Source organism: Nocardia sp. NPDC003482 (assembly GCF_053588115.1).
In genome coordinates, this window is the sequence record NZ_JBSFPI010000035.1 from 22,389 (window position 1) to 38,624 (window position 16,236).

11 protein-coding genes are annotated in these 16,236 nt (G+C 70.9%); all 11 read right to left on the minus strand.

Going from position 1 to position 16,236, the window contains the following annotated elements; translation table 11 throughout:
* Positions 1–221: 221 nt before the first annotated feature.
* Positions 222–1,442, minus strand: a complete 1,221-nt coding sequence (gene ftsZ / locus ACWDSJ_RS34905) for a cell division protein FtsZ (RefSeq protein WP_387361653.1) — start codon at positions 1,440–1,442, stop codon at positions 222–224.
* Between the two features lie 340 nt (positions 1,443–1,782).
* Positions 1,783–2,445, minus strand: a complete 663-nt coding sequence (locus ACWDSJ_RS34910) for a cell division protein FtsQ/DivIB (protein WP_450037050.1) — start codon at positions 2,443–2,445, stop codon at positions 1,783–1,785.
* Between the two features lie 403 nt (positions 2,446–2,848).
* Positions 2,849–4,294 carry a UDP-N-acetylmuramate--L-alanine ligase gene (murC, locus tag ACWDSJ_RS34915; protein WP_450037070.1) on the minus strand — a complete coding sequence of 482 codons (1,446 nt, stop codon included), beginning with the start codon at positions 4,292–4,294 and terminating at the stop codon, positions 2,849–2,851.
* Positions 4,295–4,353: 59 nt separating this feature from the next.
* Positions 4,354–5,403 carry an undecaprenyldiphospho-muramoylpentapeptide beta-N-acetylglucosaminyltransferase gene (murG, locus tag ACWDSJ_RS34920; RefSeq protein WP_450037071.1) on the minus strand — a complete coding sequence of 350 codons (1,050 nt, stop codon included), beginning with the start codon at positions 5,401–5,403 and terminating at the stop codon, positions 4,354–4,356.
* Positions 5,404–5,495: 92 nt separating this feature from the next.
* A complete protein-coding gene (gene ftsW, locus ACWDSJ_RS34925; protein WP_450037052.1) occupies positions 5,496–6,962 on the minus strand; it encodes a putative lipid II flippase FtsW in 1,467 nt (488 codons plus the stop codon).
* Positions 6,959–8,407 carry a UDP-N-acetylmuramoyl-L-alanine--D-glutamate ligase gene (murD, locus tag ACWDSJ_RS34930; RefSeq protein WP_387361648.1) on the minus strand — a complete coding sequence of 483 codons (1,449 nt, stop codon included), beginning with the start codon at positions 8,405–8,407 and terminating at the stop codon, positions 6,959–6,961. Before murD ends, ftsW begins: the two co-directional genes overlap by 4 nt.
* A 50-nt stretch (positions 8,408–8,457) precedes the next feature.
* Positions 8,458–9,534 (minus strand): phospho-N-acetylmuramoyl-pentapeptide-transferase, encoded by a 1,077-nt coding sequence (gene mraY / locus ACWDSJ_RS34935; RefSeq protein WP_450037054.1) that lies wholly within the window; start codon positions 9,532–9,534, stop codon positions 8,458–8,460.
* A complete protein-coding gene (locus ACWDSJ_RS34940; RefSeq protein ID WP_450037055.1) occupies positions 9,531–11,240 on the minus strand; it encodes a UDP-N-acetylmuramoyl-tripeptide--D-alanyl-D-alanine ligase in 1,710 nt (569 codons plus the stop codon). The genes mraY and ACWDSJ_RS34940 overlap by 4 nt, the downstream gene beginning before the upstream one ends.
* Complete coding sequence (locus tag ACWDSJ_RS34945) at positions 11,237–12,826, minus strand: UDP-N-acetylmuramoyl-L-alanyl-D-glutamate--2,6-diaminopimelate ligase (protein ID WP_450037057.1); 1,590 nt, start codon at positions 12,824–12,826, stop codon at positions 11,237–11,239. The genes ACWDSJ_RS34940 and ACWDSJ_RS34945 overlap by 4 nt, the downstream gene beginning before the upstream one ends.
* Positions 12,827–12,946: 120 nt before the next feature.
* On the minus strand, positions 12,947–14,833 hold the full coding sequence (locus tag ACWDSJ_RS34950) for a peptidoglycan D,D-transpeptidase FtsI family protein (protein ID WP_450037058.1): 1,887 nt from the start codon (positions 14,831–14,833) through the stop codon (positions 12,947–12,949).
* Positions 14,830–16,134: a hypothetical protein gene (locus tag ACWDSJ_RS34955; protein WP_450037059.1), complete on the minus strand. Its 1,305-nt coding sequence runs from the start codon at positions 16,132–16,134 to the stop codon at positions 14,830–14,832. The genes ACWDSJ_RS34950 and ACWDSJ_RS34955 overlap by 4 nt, the downstream gene beginning before the upstream one ends.
* Positions 16,135–16,236: the final 102 nt, after the last annotated feature.

The following is a 16,236-nucleotide window of genomic DNA, read 5'->3' on the forward strand; positions in this document are numbered from 1 at the left end:
GCGCCTCTGGAAGCGCACGCCCCTCAGAAGGGGCCGGGCCAGATCAGTTCGGCCCACCCCCAATAAGCTTGGGCCTCAAAGCTTTACGAAACACAGCCGCACCCTTTATTCGGATCCGCACCCCTTGCAGGGCTCTACAACGGGTGCGGATTCGAATAAAGGGTGCGGCTGGGTTCGTGCGCCTGGGGGTGGTGTGCGCACCGGGGTGGGTGCGCCGGGGGTCAGCGGCGCATGAAGGAGGGGACGTCCACGTCGTCGTCGGAGTCCTCGTCGGGGGGTTGGATGTGGGAGCGGGGGTTGGTGGCGACGGTGGGGTCGGTGGTGGGGCGGTGGCCGTAGTTGGGGGCGGGGCCGCGTTCCACGGGGGTGGGGGTGGCCGGTTCGGCGGGGGGTGGGGGGGTTGGGGTGGGGGTCGGGGGGGTGGAGCGGGTGAGGTCGCCGGCGCGGGCAGTGCTGATGGAGGTGCGGCCGCTGCTCTCGATGCGGCGGGCGGGGGTGCCGCCGTCGAAGCCCGCGGCGATGACCGTGACGCGGACCTCGTCGCCGAGAGAGTCGTCGATGACCGTGCCGAAGATGATGTTGGCCTCGATGTGGGCGGCCTCCTGGACGAGCGAGGCGGCCTCGTTGATCTCGAACAGGCCGAGGTCCGAACCGCCCGCGATCGACAGCAGCACGCCGTGCGCGCCGTCCATGGACGCCTCGAGCAGGGGCGAATTGATCGCCGACTCGGCCGCTTTCACCGAACGGCCCTCGCCGCGCGCGGAGCCGATGCCCATCAGGGCCGAACCCGCGCCGGACATCACGCTCTTGACGTCGGCGAAGTCGACATTGATCAGACCGGGGGTGGTGATCAGATCGGTGATGCCCTGAACACCGTTGAGCAACACCTCGTCGGCCGAGCGGAAGGCGTCCATCAGCGAGACCGCCGCGTCGCCGAGCTGCAGCAGCCGATCGTTCGGGATGACGATCAGGGTGTCGCAGGACTCGCGCAGGGACTGGATGCCCGCCTCGGCCTGATTGCTGCGCCGCTTGCCCTCGAACGAGAAGGGCCGGGTGACGACGCCTATCGTCAACGCCCCCAGCTTGCGGGCGATGCTCGCGACGACGGGCGCGCCACCGGTGCCGGTGCCGCCGCCCTCACCGGCGGTCACGAAGACCATGTCGGCGCCCTTGAGCACCTCCTCGATCTCGTCCTTGTGATCCTCGGCGGCCTTGCGGCCGACCTCCGGATCGGCGCCGGCGCCGAGACCTCGGGTGAGTTCGCGGCCGACGTCGAGCTTGACGTCGGCGTCGCTCATCAGCAACGCCTGAGCGTCGGTGTTGACCGCGATGAACTCGACTCCCTTGAGTCCCTGTTCGATCATCCGGTTGACGGCGTTCACGCCGCCGCCGCCGATTCCGACGACCTTGATCACTGCAAGGTAGTTGTGCGGGGGCGTCATGGGCTCTCGCCTTCCTTCGATCCAAGCCTGTCGTTTTCGGATTCTCGGCAGAGCGCCTGGTGGAGCGGGCAAGCTCGAGCATGAACTCGGGCAAACCCTGGACCTCAACCATAGGGTTAGCGTTATGTCAAGTATCCGACTGTTGCGGAACGCTATTCGCCCCGGCCGCGATACGCGCGCAGGCGCGCCGAAACGAGCGTCAGAATCTTGTGTGATCCGTCTCGTCCGAGCCCGCCCTGCATCGTATCGCGTCCGGCCGTTCCTGGTGCGGCGAATCGTTCCGCGTGCGCCCGGGGCGCCTCGGCGAGCACCGAAAACGTCGAGGGCACAACGAATATCACTACTTTACCGTTACCAGATCGGGACTCGAAACGTCGAATATCGTTCCGGGACGGGTCAGCACGGGCAGCACGACCGCCGCCTTGCGCTGGGAGTCGCCCGCGCCGCCCCACACCACCACCCGCCCGTCGGTGAGGTTCAGGGCGATGTCCGAAACCGACCGCGCCACAACCTCTCCCACCTGGGCGCGCAGCGCCGGGGGCGTGGCCGTGAGGACCGCTACGGCGGCGCGAGTGACCGGGTCGCTACCGCCGGGATGATCGGTGACGAGTTTCGGCACCCCCGGCGGCGGGGGCTCCACCGCGAATTCCACGCTATCGCCGTCGAGTAGGTGCGAACCCCGGGGATCGTCGTAGTAGACGACCGGGAAACGTTCGTCGACCGTCACCCGCACGGTCGCGGGAAACACGCGCTGCACCCGTACCGACCGAACCTTCGGCAGCGCCGCGACCCGCCGCGCCACCGCGTCGGTGTCGATCCGCAACATCGAGGTGCTCTCCGGAATGTCGAGCACCTCCCGTACCTGGGTCTCGGGCACCGCGCCGAGCCCGACGATCTCCACCTTGTGCACCGAGAACACCGGAGTGAACCACGCGATCCCGGCGAGCACGATCACGGCCGCGACAACACCCAACGCCGCCAAGGCGATTCGCCGCCGCTGCACAGGCGTCAGCGACCTCCGGCGATTGCGCCGCAGGCGCCTGGAGTAACGGCGTTCCTCGCCTTCGGCGGGATCAAGGGAAGAACGACCGGGATCAAGGGAAGAACGCCCGGAGCCATGAGAAGAACGACCGGCATCATCGGAGGAACGCCCGGGACCACGGGAAGAACGCCCGGAGTCACGAGACGAACGCCCCCGCCCATCGGAAGACCCGACCGCTTCACGAGAACCCCCGGCCACATCGAAGGACCGCCCGAGCGCATCATCCTCCCCCCGGAACGAATCCGCCGCGTCGAACGAATACCCCGACCCGTCCTCCTCCCCCGCCCCATCCGAGTACTCCTCGATCTCGACATCGATCGGCTCGTCGTCCGGATGCCCGTCTCCCCCACGGGTTCTCACCGGCTCACCGCCCGACCGAGGGGCGGACCCGCAGCCCGTCGAGGATCTGGCCGCCGAGCATGGTGACGTCGCCCGCGCCCATGATGATCACGACGTCGCCGGGGTGGGCCAGGCCCGCGACCTGGCGGCCGACGCGGGACATATCGGGTTGGTAGTGGACGGGTTTGGTGACCGACTGGGCGACCAGCGCGCCGTTGACGCCGGGCAGCGGTTTCTCGCGGGCGCCGTAGACGTCGAGGACGACGACCTCGTCGGCGAGCGAGAGCGCGGTGCCGAATTCGGCGGCGAAAGCGGCTGTGCGGCTGTACAAATGGGGCTGGAAGACCACGATGACCCGGCCCTGCCGCGAGCGGGCGCCGTCGGCGGCCTCCTGGCGGACCAGTTCGGCGGCGGCGCCGAGCACGGCGGTCACCTCGGTCGGGTGGTGGGCGTAGTCGTCGAAGACCCGCACGCCGTTCTCCCGGCCGACGAACTGGAACCGGCGGTGCACGCCGCCGAAACCCTCCAGCCCTTGCAGGATCTCGTCCAGATCGGCCCCGGCGTCGCGGGCGGCGAGCAGCGCGGCGAGCGCGTTCGACGCCATGTGCCGCCCGGGCACCGACAGCCGCAACGTGCGCGGGGCGAGTTCGTCGGTGAGATGCAGCGTGGCCACGCCGCCGACATCGCGCGGCTCCCAGGCCAGCAGCCGCACCCCGACCGGAACCGGCGCGTCGGCGAGTTCCCCCGACCCGTAGCCGAGGACGCGAATGTCGAGCTCCCCGGCCGAGATTCGCTTGCCGACCCGTTCGGCGAGCGCCCGCGAGCCGGGATCGTCCAGGCACACCACGAGCAGTCCGCCGGGCGTGATCCGCGCGGCGAAGTCGTCGAAGACCCGGACGTAAGCCTCCACCGACCCGTAGTAGTCCAGGTGGTCGGATTCGATATTGGTGATGACCGCGACGTCCGGGTCGTATTGCAGCAGCGACCCGTCGGATTCGTCGGCCTCGGCCACGAAGTAGCCGCCGGTGCCGTGGTGGGCGTTGGTGCCCGCCTCGTTCAGCTCGCCGCCGACCGCGAAGGACGGGTCGAACCCGCAGTGCTGCAACGACACCACCAGCATGGAGGTGGTCGAGGTCTTGCCGTGCGTGCCCGACACCAGCAGCGTGCGATGCCCGCGCATGAGTTCGGCCAGCACGGCCGGGCGCAGCAGCACCGGCACCCCGCGCCGATTCGCCTCCACCAGTTCGGGATTCGTCTTGGGGATCGCGGCGTAGGTCGTCACCACCGCGGTGGGTCCGCCCGGCAGCAGGTCCAGGGCATTGGCGTCGTGCCCGATCCGCACTTCCGCACCGCGGGCGCGCAACGCCAGTACCCCGCGGCTCTCCTTGGCGTCCGAACCCGACACCGCCCCGCCGCGCGACAACAGGATTCGCGCGATGCCCGACATTCCGGCCCCGCCGATGCCGATCATGTGCACCCGTCGCAGCAGCGGCGGTAGCTCCGCCGGATCCCGCGTCTCGTTCTCGTCCGTCACCGGCCCGCCACCTCCACCACGATCCGCGCCACCTCGTCCGCGGCGTCCCGATGCCCCGCGCCCGCGGCGGCGGCCGCCGTACCCGACAGCCGCTCGGGATCGGTGAGCAGCGGAATCACCTCGTCGATCACATATTTCGGAGTCAGCTCCGCATCCGGCACGATTCTGCCACCGCCCTGCGCCACGATCGGGCGGGCGTTGAGTTCCTGCTCGCCGTTGCCGTGCGGCAGCGGCACGTAGAACGCGGGCAGTCCGACCGCCGACACCTCGGCGACGGTCATCGCGCCCGATCGGCACACCGCCGCGTCGGCGGCCGCGTAGGCCAGGTCCATGCGGGACAGGTACGGGACCGCAACGTATTTCGCGGGACCGTCCGGATCCACGCCGGAGATCTCCAGGGTGTTCTTGGGCCCGTGCGCGTGCAGCACCGACACGCCCGCCGCCGTCAACTGGGCCGCCGCCCCGGACACCGCCTCGTTCAATCGCCGCGCGCCCTGCGATCCGCCGAACACCAACAGCACCGGCCCCGCGGCGGGCAGCCCGAAATGCTCCCGCGCCGAGGCCCGCAGCCCCGCCCGATCCAATGTCGAAATGGCTTGGCGCACCGGGATTCCCACGATCTCGGCCTCGGTGCGTCCGCGCGCGTGCACGCCCGAACCCGGCACGGCCGCCAGCACCCGCGCCGCGCGGCGCGCGCCCACCTTGTTCGCGATCCCGGCCTTGGCGTTGGCCTCGTGCACCACCACGGGCACGCCGCGCCGCCACGCCGCCAGATACGCGGGCAGGGCCACGTACCCGCCGAAGCCGACTATCACATCGGCCTGTACCGCATCGATCACCTCGCGCACGCGGGCCACCGACGCCCGCACCCGGCCGGGCAAGCGCAGCAGATCACCGGACAGCTTGCGCGGCAACGGGACCGGCGGGATCAGCTCGAGCGGATAGCCGCGCTCGGGGATCAGGGTGGTCTCCAGGCCGCGCCGGGTGCCCAGCGCCGTGATCGTGATCGACGGGTCGAGTCGCCGCAGCGCGTCGGCCACGGCCATGGCGGGTTCGATGTGCCCGGCGGTGCCGCCACCCGCGACGATCACCGAAAGCGCGCGTTGCCCGCCCGCGGATCTGCCGCTTCCGCCGTTCGTCACCTCGGCTTACCCCGTTCTCTCGCATGTGTGATCGGATACGTCGGCTCCCACGCCCGGGTGGTGCGCCACGACATCGTGCTGCGGCTCTCGCCCCGGGCCGGATCGCCCCGCCCGTTCGCTCCGGCGCGGCGTCGGGCCGAATCCGAATCTATCGACCGGCGCGAGGACGCGTCGCCCCCACCCCGTCGTCGCGCGGGTGCCGGTTCGCGGCCGCCGCGGGCGCGCGCGGCCTGGGCCCGGCTCGCCGAGTACACCTCGGGTTTCGGCAGGCGCAGCAGGCGGCTGAACCGGCCGTCCTGCCCGGCGTGCAGCGCTGCGACGGCCTCGGGTTCGTGCCGGGCCGCGCTCGCGATGAGCCCGAACATGAACAGCGTGATCGCCAGCGACGATCCGCCCGCCGACACCAGCGGCAGCTGCAATCCGGTCACCGGCAGCAGCCCGACGACGTATCCCATATTGATCAGCGCCTGCCCGGTCACCCACGTCGTCGCGGTCGCGGTCATCAAGCGCAGGAACGGATCCGACGAACGGCTCGCGATGCGCAGCCCGGTGTAGACGAACAACGCGAAAAGCCCCAGCACCAAGGCACATCCGAGGAAGCCCAACTCCTCGCCGATGATGGCGAAGATGAAGTCGTTGTGCGCGTTGGGCAGATAACTCCACTTCGCCCGGCTCTGCCCGAGTCCACGCCCCCAGATACCGCCGTCGGCCAGCGAGAACAACGCCTGCCGCGCCTGATACCCGATGCCCTGCGGATCCGAACTCGAGTTCAGGAACCCGCGCACCCGATCGGAGCGGTACCCGGCGGTCAACGCCAGCACCAGCGCCGCCACCAGACCGGACACGCCGATGGTCACGAACAGCCGCACCGGCAACCCGCCGAACCACAGCAACGCCGCCAGCACCAACCCGACCGCGATCGTGGTGGACAGATTCGGCTCCAGCACGATCAGCAGACACACCAGCAGCCCCGCCGGGACCAGCGGCAGGAGAATGTCCTTGTACGTGGACTTCTCGGTCCGCCGCGCCGCGAGCAGATGCGCGCCCCACACGATGAACGTGACCTTGACGATCTCCGACGGCTGGAGCGAGACGAACCCCAGATCGAACCACCGCCGCGACCCCTGCACCCGCGACCCGATGCCCGGAATCAGCACCAGCACCAACGCCAGCACCGAGATCGCGAACACCGGGAAGGAGATCCCGCGCAGCACCCGCAACGGAATCCGCAGCGCCAGATAGAACAGCACCACACCCAGCACCGCGAACGCGGCCTGCTGGATGAACAGCGAATACGCCGAGCCGTCGGCCGAATACGCCTCCACGCTCGACGCCGACAGCACCATCACCAGCCCGAGCATGGTGAGCAGGGTCGCGATGGTGACGATGAGATGGAAATCCGCGAACGGGCGCGCCAGCCAGGCACCGAACCAGGTGCCCGAGGGCTTGCGCGCCGGGCTCACCGCGGGCTCCCGATATCTCCCTCGTCGAGCGCCTCCACCGCCGCGACGAAACTGCGTCCCCGGTGGGTGTAGTCGGCGAACATGTCCAGCGAGGCCGCCGCGGGCGCCAGCAGCACCGTGTCACCGCGCCGGGCGTATCCGGCGGCGATGCGGACCGCGCGCGCCATCACCGCGTCCGCGCCATCGATCTCGGACGAGAACTCGGCACCCACCCCAGCATCGTCACCCGAACCGAGCTCGACAACGGGGACATCGGGGGCGTGTCGCCGCAATGCGGTCGCGAAGATCGGGGCGTCCTGGCCGAGCAGCACCACCCCGACGAGCCGTTCGGCGACCTCTTCGACCAGGTCATCGATGTGCGCGCCCTTGAGCTGACCACCGGCGATCCACACCACCTGCGGGTGGGCCAGGATCGAGGTACGGGCGGCGTGCGGGTTGGTGGCCTTGGAGTCGTCGACGAACTCCACCTCGCCCAGCTCGCGCACGAGCGCGGCGCGGTGCGGGCCCACCCGATGCTCCTGCAGGCCCTCCTTGACGAATTGCGGTGCGACATCGATGGATCGGGTCAGCGCGGCCGCGGCCAGGGCATCGGCGACACCGGCCGGGCCCGGCGGGCTGATATCGCCCACCTCGGCCAGGATCGCGGCCTTGGTGAAGGCCCGGTCGAGCAGTTTGCCGTCCACCACGCCGAGTTCGCCGTCCGCGGGCACCCCGACCCGGAAGCCGACCGTGCGGCGCGCCTTGGACTTTCGCGCCAGCGCCGCGGCCACCGCGTCGTCGAGCCCGACCACGCCGACCCGCCCGGTGAGCGCGCGGGCCTTGGCGGCGGCGTAGGCGTCCAGGCCGCCGTGCCAATCCAGGTGATCCTCGGCCACATTCAGCACCACGCCCGCCTCCGGGCGCACCGACGGCGCCCAGTGCAACTGGAACGACGACAGTTCCACGGCCAGCACCTGCGGACCGGGATTGCGGCGCAACGCGTCCAGGATCGGCAGCCCGATATTGCCGCACGCGACGCTGGCGATGCCCGCCGCGCGCAGGATGGCGTGCGTCATCTGGGTGGTGGTGGTCTTGCCGTTGGTGCCGGTGATCACCAGCCACTTGCGCACCGGGCCGTAGAGCCGGGCCTGATCGACCCACCACGCGAATTCGACGTCGCCCCAGACCGGTACGCCCTCGGTGACCGCCGAGACCAGCACCGGCGAGTCCGGCCGCCAGCCCGGACTGGTGATCACCAGGGCGAAGCGGTCCAGCGCGCCCGGCTCGAGCAGTTCGTCGCCGGTCGCGGTGGTCAGGCCCAGTTCGGCGGCCTCGGCCATCGCCTTCTCCCCGGCGTCGGTGACGACGGGACGGGCGCCGATGTCGCGCAGCGGCTCGACCAGCGAGCGACCCGACACCCCCCATCCCGCGACGAGAACGTCACGGCCACGCAGGAATTCGAGCATGGGCCCCGGAGATCGCAGAGCCCGCGGATTGTGTTCGACCATCGCTGCTGTTACCCGACCTGAGAGAGGTATTCGCTGTAGAACAAGCCAAGTCCGACCGCCGACGCCATGCCGGCCAGCAACCAGAACCGAATGATCACCGTAGTCTCGGCCCATTTGCTGAGTTCGAAGTGATGGTGGAAGGGCGCCATCTTGAACAACCGGTTGCGGGTGGTCCGGAAGACCGCCACCTGCAACACCACCGACACGGTCTCGGCGACGAACAGCGCGCCGATCACGATCATCAGCAGTTCGGTGCGGGTGGTGATGGACAGTCCGGCGATCAGCCCGCCCAGGGCCAGCGAGCCGGTGTCGCCCATGAAGATCTTCGCGGGAGCCGCGTTCCACCACAGGAATCCGACGCACGCCGCCGCGCCCGCCGCGCACACCAGCGCGAGGTCCAGGGGATCGCGCACGTTGTAGCAGCCCTCCTCGGCCTTGACCTCGCACGCGTGGTAGTACTGCCAGAACGTGATGATCACGTAGGCGCCGAGCACCAGACTCATCGATCCGGCGGCCAGGCCGTCGAGCCCGTCGGTGAGGTTCACCGCGTTCGACCAGGCGACCACGACCAGACAGACGAACGCCAGGAAGATCACGACGCTCATCGACACGGTGTTGATGTCGCGCACGTAGGACAGGTGCCGACTCGCCGGGGTGCGCCCACCCGCGCCCGGGAATTGCAGGGCCAGCACGCCGAACACGATCGCGGAGGTGAGCTGGCCGAGGTATTTGCCCGCGGCGGTGAGGCCGAGGTTGCGCTGCTTGCGGATCTTGATGAAGTCGTCGATGAAGCCGACCATGCCCAGCGCGGTGGCCAGGCCGAGCACCAGCAGCGCCGACACGCTCGGACCCTCGGCGTGGTAGCCGATGCCGATCAGGTGCGAGCCCCAGTACCCGGCCCACATGCCGATCAGGATGGCGACGCCACCCATGGTCGGGGTGCCACGCTTGGCCTTGTGGCTCTCCGGGCCGTCGATGCGGATCTCCTGGCCGAAGCCGCGGCGGGCGAAGATGCGAATCACCAACGGCGTCAACAGGATCGATACGGCCAGGGCGATGCCCGCCGCGAACAGGATCTGTCTCATCGGGCCGCCTCGGTGTTCGTCAGATGCTGGGCGACCCGCCACAGGCCCACGGAGTTCGACGCCTTGACCAGCACCACGTCGTCGGGGGCCAGTTCGTCGTCGAGCAGGGCGATGGCGGCGTCGAGGTCGGGGACGAGGACGGATTCCTCACCCCACGAACCCTCCATGACCGCGCCCTGATGCAGGCCGTGCGAGGGGCGGCCGGTGCCGACGACGACGAGGCGGTCCACGTCGAGGCGGACCGCGAGGCGGCCGATGCGGTCGTGTTCGACCACCGAGTCGTCGCCGAGTTCGGCCATCTCGCCGAGCACCGCCCAGCTGCGGCGCGGGCGCTCCCCCGATTTGGCCATGGTCACCAGGGCTTTGAGGGCCGCGCGCATGGAGTCGGGGTTGGCGTTGTAGGAGTCGTTGATGACGGTGACGCCGTCGGGGCGGGTGCGCACGTCCATGCGGTGCGCGGAGGCGACGGTCGCGCCGGACAGGGCGCGGGCCACGGTGTCGAGATCGGCGCCGCATTCGAGGGCGACCGCGGCGGCGGAGAGCGCGTTGCCGACCTGGTGTTCGCCGTGCACGGCCAGCCGCACCTCGGCGGTACCGCCGTTGGCGGACAAGGTGAATCGCGCGCGGGCGGCCTCGTCGAGGGTGACATCGGTGGCCCGTACCTCGGCGCCCGCCGACTGTCCGACGGTCACCACGCGGGCCGCGGTCCGCGACGCCATCGCCGCGACCTTCGCGTCGTCGGCGTTGAGCACCGCGACCCCGTCGGCCGGAAGCGCCTCCACCAGTTCGCCTTTCGCCTGCGCGATGGCCTCCCGGCTGCCGAACTCCCCCAGATGCGCGGTGCCCACATTGAGCACCACCCCGATGCGCGGCGGCGCGATCTCGGTCAACGCCTTGATGTGCCCGTGCCCCCGCGCCGACAACTCCAGCACCAGATACCGCGTGCTCCGCGTGGCCCGCAACGCCGTCCACGGATGCCCGATCTCATTGTTGAACGACCCCGGCGGCGCCACCACCTCCCCCAACGGCGCCAACACACTCGCCAGCAGATCCTTCGTCGACGTCTTCCCCGAAGACCCCGTAACCCCCACCACGGTCAGCCCACTCTCCCCCACCAACCGATCCACCACGGCCCGAGCAAGTTTCGCCAACGCGGCAAGCACCGCCGCCCCGGAACCATCGCTATCGTGCGCCAAAGCATAAGCCCCACCCTTCGCGGCCACCCCTGCCCGCTCACCCCCGGCACCCGCGGCCCCCTGTTCCCCGGCTCGCGCGCTCTCTTGTTCCCCGGCTCGCGCGCTCTCTTGCTCCCCGGCACCCGCGCCCACTTGCTCCCCGGCTCGCGCGCCTTCCTGCTCCCCGGCTCGCGCGCCTTCCTGTTCCCCGGCTCGCGCGCTCTCTTGTTCCCCGGCACGCGCGCCCTCTTGTTCCCCGGCACGCTTTTCGCCGGGGAACGGCCGGACCACGATGGCAGGAACGCCCACCGGGCGGGCGGCGAGGACGGCTACGGCGCCGGATTGGATTGCGGCGGAGGCGTAGTCGTGGCCGTCGGCCTTTTCGCCGGGGAGGGCGAGGAACAGGCCGCCGGGTTGGATTCGGCGGGAGTCGAATTCGACCGCGCCGGTCACCGGCACCTCGGGGTCGGGTACGTCGTGCAGCGTGCCGCCGACGACGTCCGCGATCTCCCGCAGGGTCATCTCGATCATGAAACCGTCAGGTCCTTCGTTTTCCGAGAGAGGGCCTCCGCCAGCACCTCGCGGTCGTCGAACGGGTACTTCACTCCGGCAATCTCCTGCCCCGTCTCGTGTCCCTTACCCGCCACCAGCACGATGTCACCGGGCCGGGCCCAGTGCACGGCCGCGGCGATGGCGTCGGCGCGGTCGCCGATCTCGACGACCTCCCCGCGTTCGAGCTCGGCGATGCCCAGCGCGCCCGCGCGGATCGCGGCGCGGATCTCGGCCGGGTCCTCGCCGCGCGGATTGTCGTCGGTGATGATCAGCAGGTCGGCCCCGCGCGCGGCGGTCGCGCCCATGAGCGGCCGCTTGCCGGTGTCGCGGTCGCCGCCCGCGCCCACCACCACGGCCAGCCGTCCGCCGGTGTCCTTCAGCTCGCGGCGCAACGTGGCGATGACCGATTCGACGGCCGCGGGCTTGTGCGCGTAGTCGACCACGGCCAGGAAGTCCTGCCCGCGATCCACCCGCTGCATCCGGCCCGGCACGTCGACCTCGGCGAGCGCGGCGGCCGCGGTCTCGGCGGAGACGCCCGCCGCCGCGCACACCGCCACCGCCAACAGCCCGTTGGCGATGTTGTAGCGGCCCGGAAGCCGAAGGCGCACAGCGACTTTCGTATCCGGTCCGGTCGCCGTGAACTCCTGACCGCCGCCCGGCAGCGCCGCCACCTCCCCGGCCGACCAGTCCGGCGGGGCGTCCTCGACGGTGCTCGGCGTGGTCGCGACCGTGATCACCGTGGCGCGCCCGCCGATCTCGCGGACCAGCCGCCACCCCCACGCGTCGTCGACGCACACCACGCTGGTCCGCGCGGCCACCGGCGAATCCGGTTCGAACAGCCGCCGTTTCGCCGCGAAGTAGTCCTCGAAGTCGGCGTGGAAATCCAGATGGTCCTGCGACAGATTCGTGAACGCGCCCACCGCGAAACGCACCCCGTCGACCCGGCCGAGCGCGAGCGCGTGACTGGACACCTCCATCACCACCGCCTGCACCCCCTGCTCGACCATCAGCGCGAACATCGCGTGCAGCTGCGGGGCCTCGGGGGTGGTGAGCGCGCTGGGCACCCGCTGCCCGCCGATGCGGGTCTCGATGGTCCCGATCAGCGCCGTCGACAGTCCGGCCGCCGCCAACCCCGCCTCCACCAGATAGGAGGTCGTCGTCTTACCCGAGGTGCCGGTGATCCCCACGACCCGTAGCCGATCCGAGGGATTCCCGTACACGAGCGCCGAGATCTCCCCCAGCACCGCGCGCGGCTCGTCGTGCACGAGCACCGGAACGTCCACCTCGCCGATCAACCCGGCCCCCGCGGGATCGGTGAGCACGGCGACCGCGCCGCGCGCCACGGCATCGCGGGCGAACCGCGCGCCGTGCGCCCGCCCCCCGGCCAGTCCGGCGAACAGATCCCCGGCCTGGACGGCGTTGGACCGCTGCTCGATTCCGGTGACGACGACATCGCCGATTTCGCCCGCGCCCGGGCGGACACCCGTGCGCTCGACGAGGGTCCGCAGGGCTGTGGTCGGCGGCGCGGCCGGACGCAGCACCTGCGGGCTGGGCTGCACGGGCACGAAGCTCCTTTCGAAGGCGGATTCGGATCGACGTGTCAGGTTACCGACGACCGATCACGGTCGGGCAACGCGGCCGGGGGAATTCGCGTCGGGAACGATCGCGCCGATGGTCGCACCAGGTCAATCGGCCTGCAACACCAGGCGTTGGGCGGGCGGCGACGGCGGAATCCGGTCCCGCTGCAAGGCCCACGAGGCGATGCTGTGGAACAGCGGGGCGGCGGACTGTCCGCCGCTGCCGTCCGAGCTGCGGATCGGCGCGTTCATCATGATGCCGATGACGTAGCGCGGATTGTCCGCCGGGGCGATGCCCGCGAACGTGATCCAGTAACGGTCGTTGGAGTAGCAGCGGCACGCCTTGTCGATCTGCTGGGCGGTTCCGGTCTTTCCGGCGATCTGGTAGCCCTCGACCGCGGCCGAGGGGCCGGTGCCGGTCTGGGCCGAACTCATCGGATCCCGTTGCACCACCGACTGGAACATGGTGCGCAGCGTCCGCGCGGTCTGCGGGCTCACCACCCGCACGCCCTCGGGCTGCGGTTCCTGCGTGCGCTGCCCCTTGGGGTCGATGGTGTCCTTGACGATGCGCGGCGGGACGCGCACGCCGTCGTTGGCGATGGCCTGGTACATGCCGGTCATCTGCAGCAATGTCATCGAAAGGCCCTGTCCGATGGGCAGATTCGCGAATGTCGACCCCGACCATTGATCGCGCGGCGGCACGATGCCCGCGCTCTCGCCGGGCAGGCCGACGCCGGTGCGCTGACCGAGGCCGAAGCGGCGCAACATATCGGCGTAACGGTCCTCGCCGACGCGCTGGGCGAGCATGAGGGTGCCCACGTTCGACGAGTGCCCGAACACGCCGGTGGTGGTGAAGGGTTCGACGCCGTGCTGCCAGGCGTCGCTGACGTCCACGCCGCCCATGTGGATGCTGCCGGGGACCTGGAGGACCTCGTCGGGTTTGGTGAGGCCGTATTCGATGGCGGCGGAGGCGGTCACGATCTTGTTGACCGAACCGGGTTCGTAGACGTCGGTGACCGAACGGTTGCCCATCTGGTCCGGATTCCAGAACTTCGGTTCCAGATCGGGGTTGAAGGTGTTGTCGTTGGCCATGGCCAGCACCTGAGCGGTGCGCGCGTCCAGCACGACGGCCGAGACGTCCTCCGCGCCCGACATCTGCTTGGCCTGCTGGACCTGCTGTTGCACCTCGTACTGGAGGTCGGTGTCGAGGGTGAGTTCGACGGTGGAGCCGTCCACGGCGGGCTGTCGGTCGCGTTCGCTGCCGGGGATGACCGCGCCGTCGGAACCGCGGTCGTAGGTGTGCGAGCCGTCGGTGCCCGCGAGGACCGAGTCCAGCGCGGATTCCAGGCCGAGTTGGCCGTGGCCGTCCCAGCCGGTGGCGCCGATGATGTTGGCCGCGAGCGAGCCGCCGGGGTGGGCGCGGGAGGGTTCGTCGTCGGCGCCGATCTCCGGGTACTGGTCGAGGATGTCGCTGGCCACGCGGGCGTCGACATTGCGTGCGAGATAGACGAATCCGTCGTCGCCGCGCAGTTTGGTCAGCAGGTCGGCCTCCGGGGGCGCGTCCTTGCCGAGCTTCTGGTGCAGCGTCTTGGCGATCGCCTTCAGGCGCTCGTCCGGGTCCGGGGCCTTGTCGCTCTTGGCGCGCGCGGCCGCGAGTTGCTTGCGCACCACGACGGGCTGGATGTGCAGCGCCTTGGTGGCGATGCTGAACGCGAACGGCTTCCCGTTCCGGTCGGTGATCGCCCCGCGCAGCGCGTGATCGGCCTGCCGCACGGTCCGCTGATCGGCCGCCTCCGCCGACAGATTCGGCGCGGAAATCGTTTGGATCCACAGCAATTGCGCGGCCACGACGATCAGCGCCACCAACATCACGATCCGCCCGACCCCGAACCGCAACCGCACCCCACTGCCCGCCCGCCCGGGTCGCGGCCGCGGCCGAGGCCGCACCGGCCCCTGCCGCCCGCGCGCGGGCGTGCCGTTCCGGGTCGGACTCATCGATCGGCCTCATCGGGTGCGAGCGGATCGGCCCGCAACTCGCCGCGTGCATCGGGCGATGCCGCCGGATGTTCCAGCGTCGCGGGTCCGCCGACGTCACCCTGGGGCTCCCCGGCCGGGGCGTCCTCGGGAACGGTTCCGGGAGCCGAGGATTCGTCCCGCGCGATGGCTCCGCCCGTGGGGGCGTTCGGAGTTCCGGCAGCCTGCGGTCGGCCGCTCTGCCCCGACGCGCCGCTCACACCCGCGGCCTGTTCCTGACCGGGGACCGGCACCTGATTCGTGGCCGCGCCCGTACCGTTCGGTTCGGCGGCTGGGCCGCCATTCCCACCCGCGGCGGGAACCTGGCCCGGCGCAACATCATTCGCACCCGGAGCCGGGTTGTCGGCGGGCGCACCAGCACCAGGAGTCTGGCCCGTACCGGTTGCCCCGACCTGGCCCACGGGCGCGCCGTTCGCACCGGCGGCCTGGCCTGCGGCGTTCGCACCGGTTTGCCCCGCAGGCGCACCAGCGGGCTGGCCCGCGCCGGGTTGGCCCGCGCCGGGTTGGCCCGCGGGCGCACCAGCGGCCTGCCCCGCGCCGTTCGCTCCGGTTTGGCCCGCGGGCGCGCCAGCGGGCTGGCTCGCGCCGTTGGGCTGGCCCGGAGCGGGGGGCTGGCCCTGGCCGGGAGTTGTTGCGCCGGGCGGGGTTTGGCCGGGGGCGGGCTGGGGTTGGACCGGGACCACGCGCTCGCCTTGGGCCTGCACCAGTTTGGGGGCGGGGGTGGGGGTGGTCGGGGAGGTGTTCAGTGGGGGCGCGGGGGTGCCTTCGGCGGGGGTTTCCTTGCCGATGACGGTGACCGTGCCGTCGGGGGCCACCAGGAGGCGGACCGGGTCCTTGGCAGGGATCATGCCCAGTTCGCGGGCGCGGTTGGCCAGTTCGGGGGCCGAGTCGGCGGCCTCGACCTCGCGTTGCAGGGCGGCGCGCTCGTCGCCGAGTTGGCGGTTGAGGCGGCGGGCGTCGCCGAGTTGGTAGCTGTCCTCGGCGGCGCGCGTGGTGAGCAGCAGGGTCAGGGCCAAGCCGCAGCCGAGCAGGGCGATGATGCCCGCCACGAACGGCAAGCGACCGGCCATGGCCGAGGCGGCACGCCCGGGCAGGGGGGTCGAACCACCCCGCGTCCGGGCGCGTCGCCGGGCGTAGGCCCGCTGCGCCGCACCGGTTTTCACGCGCTCGGCGGATTCGGCCCACCGCGGCGTCACCTTCTTCGGCTGCGCTGTCCGCCGCGACGCCCGATCCGGCGCGTCCACCCGTGTGCGCACGCTCATCTTCTCGCCTCCCCTACGTCGACAAACCCCGCCGACCCGCCCGTGCCTCCTCCTCGCCGGGCGCCCGGCTCCATCCTGACCACGCTCACGCTCCCCGAACCA

Bases quoted from the DNA above. Each gene is read 5' to 3' on its own strand.
- ftsZ (WP_387361653.1), bottom strand. From the start codon at position 1,442: ATGACGCCCCCGCACAACTACCTTGCAGTGATCAAGGTCGTCGGAATC.
- murC (WP_450037070.1), bottom strand. From the start codon at position 4,294: ATGATCGGCATCGGCGGGGCCGGAATGTCGGGCATCGCGCGAATCCTG.
- murG (WP_450037071.1), bottom strand. From the start codon at position 5,403: ATGGCCGTGGCCGACGCGCTGCGGCGACTCGACCCGTCGATCACGATC.
- murD (WP_387361648.1), bottom strand. From the start codon at position 8,407: ATGCTCGAATTCCTGCGTGGCCGTGACGTTCTCGTCGCGGGATGGGGG.
- mraY (WP_450037054.1), bottom strand. From the start codon at position 9,534: ATGAGACAGATCCTGTTCGCGGCGGGCATCGCCCTGGCCGTATCGATC.
- ACWDSJ_RS34940 (WP_450037055.1), bottom strand. From the start codon at position 11,240: ATGATCGAGATGACCCTGCGGGAGATCGCGGACGTCGTCGGCGGCACG.
- ACWDSJ_RS34950 (WP_450037058.1), bottom strand. From the start codon at position 14,833: ATGAGTCCGACCCGGAACGGCACGCCCGCGCGCGGGCGGCAGGGGCCG.
- ACWDSJ_RS34955 (WP_450037059.1), bottom strand. From the start codon at position 16,134: ATGAGCGTGCGCACACGGGTGGACGCGCCGGATCGGGCGTCGCGGCGG.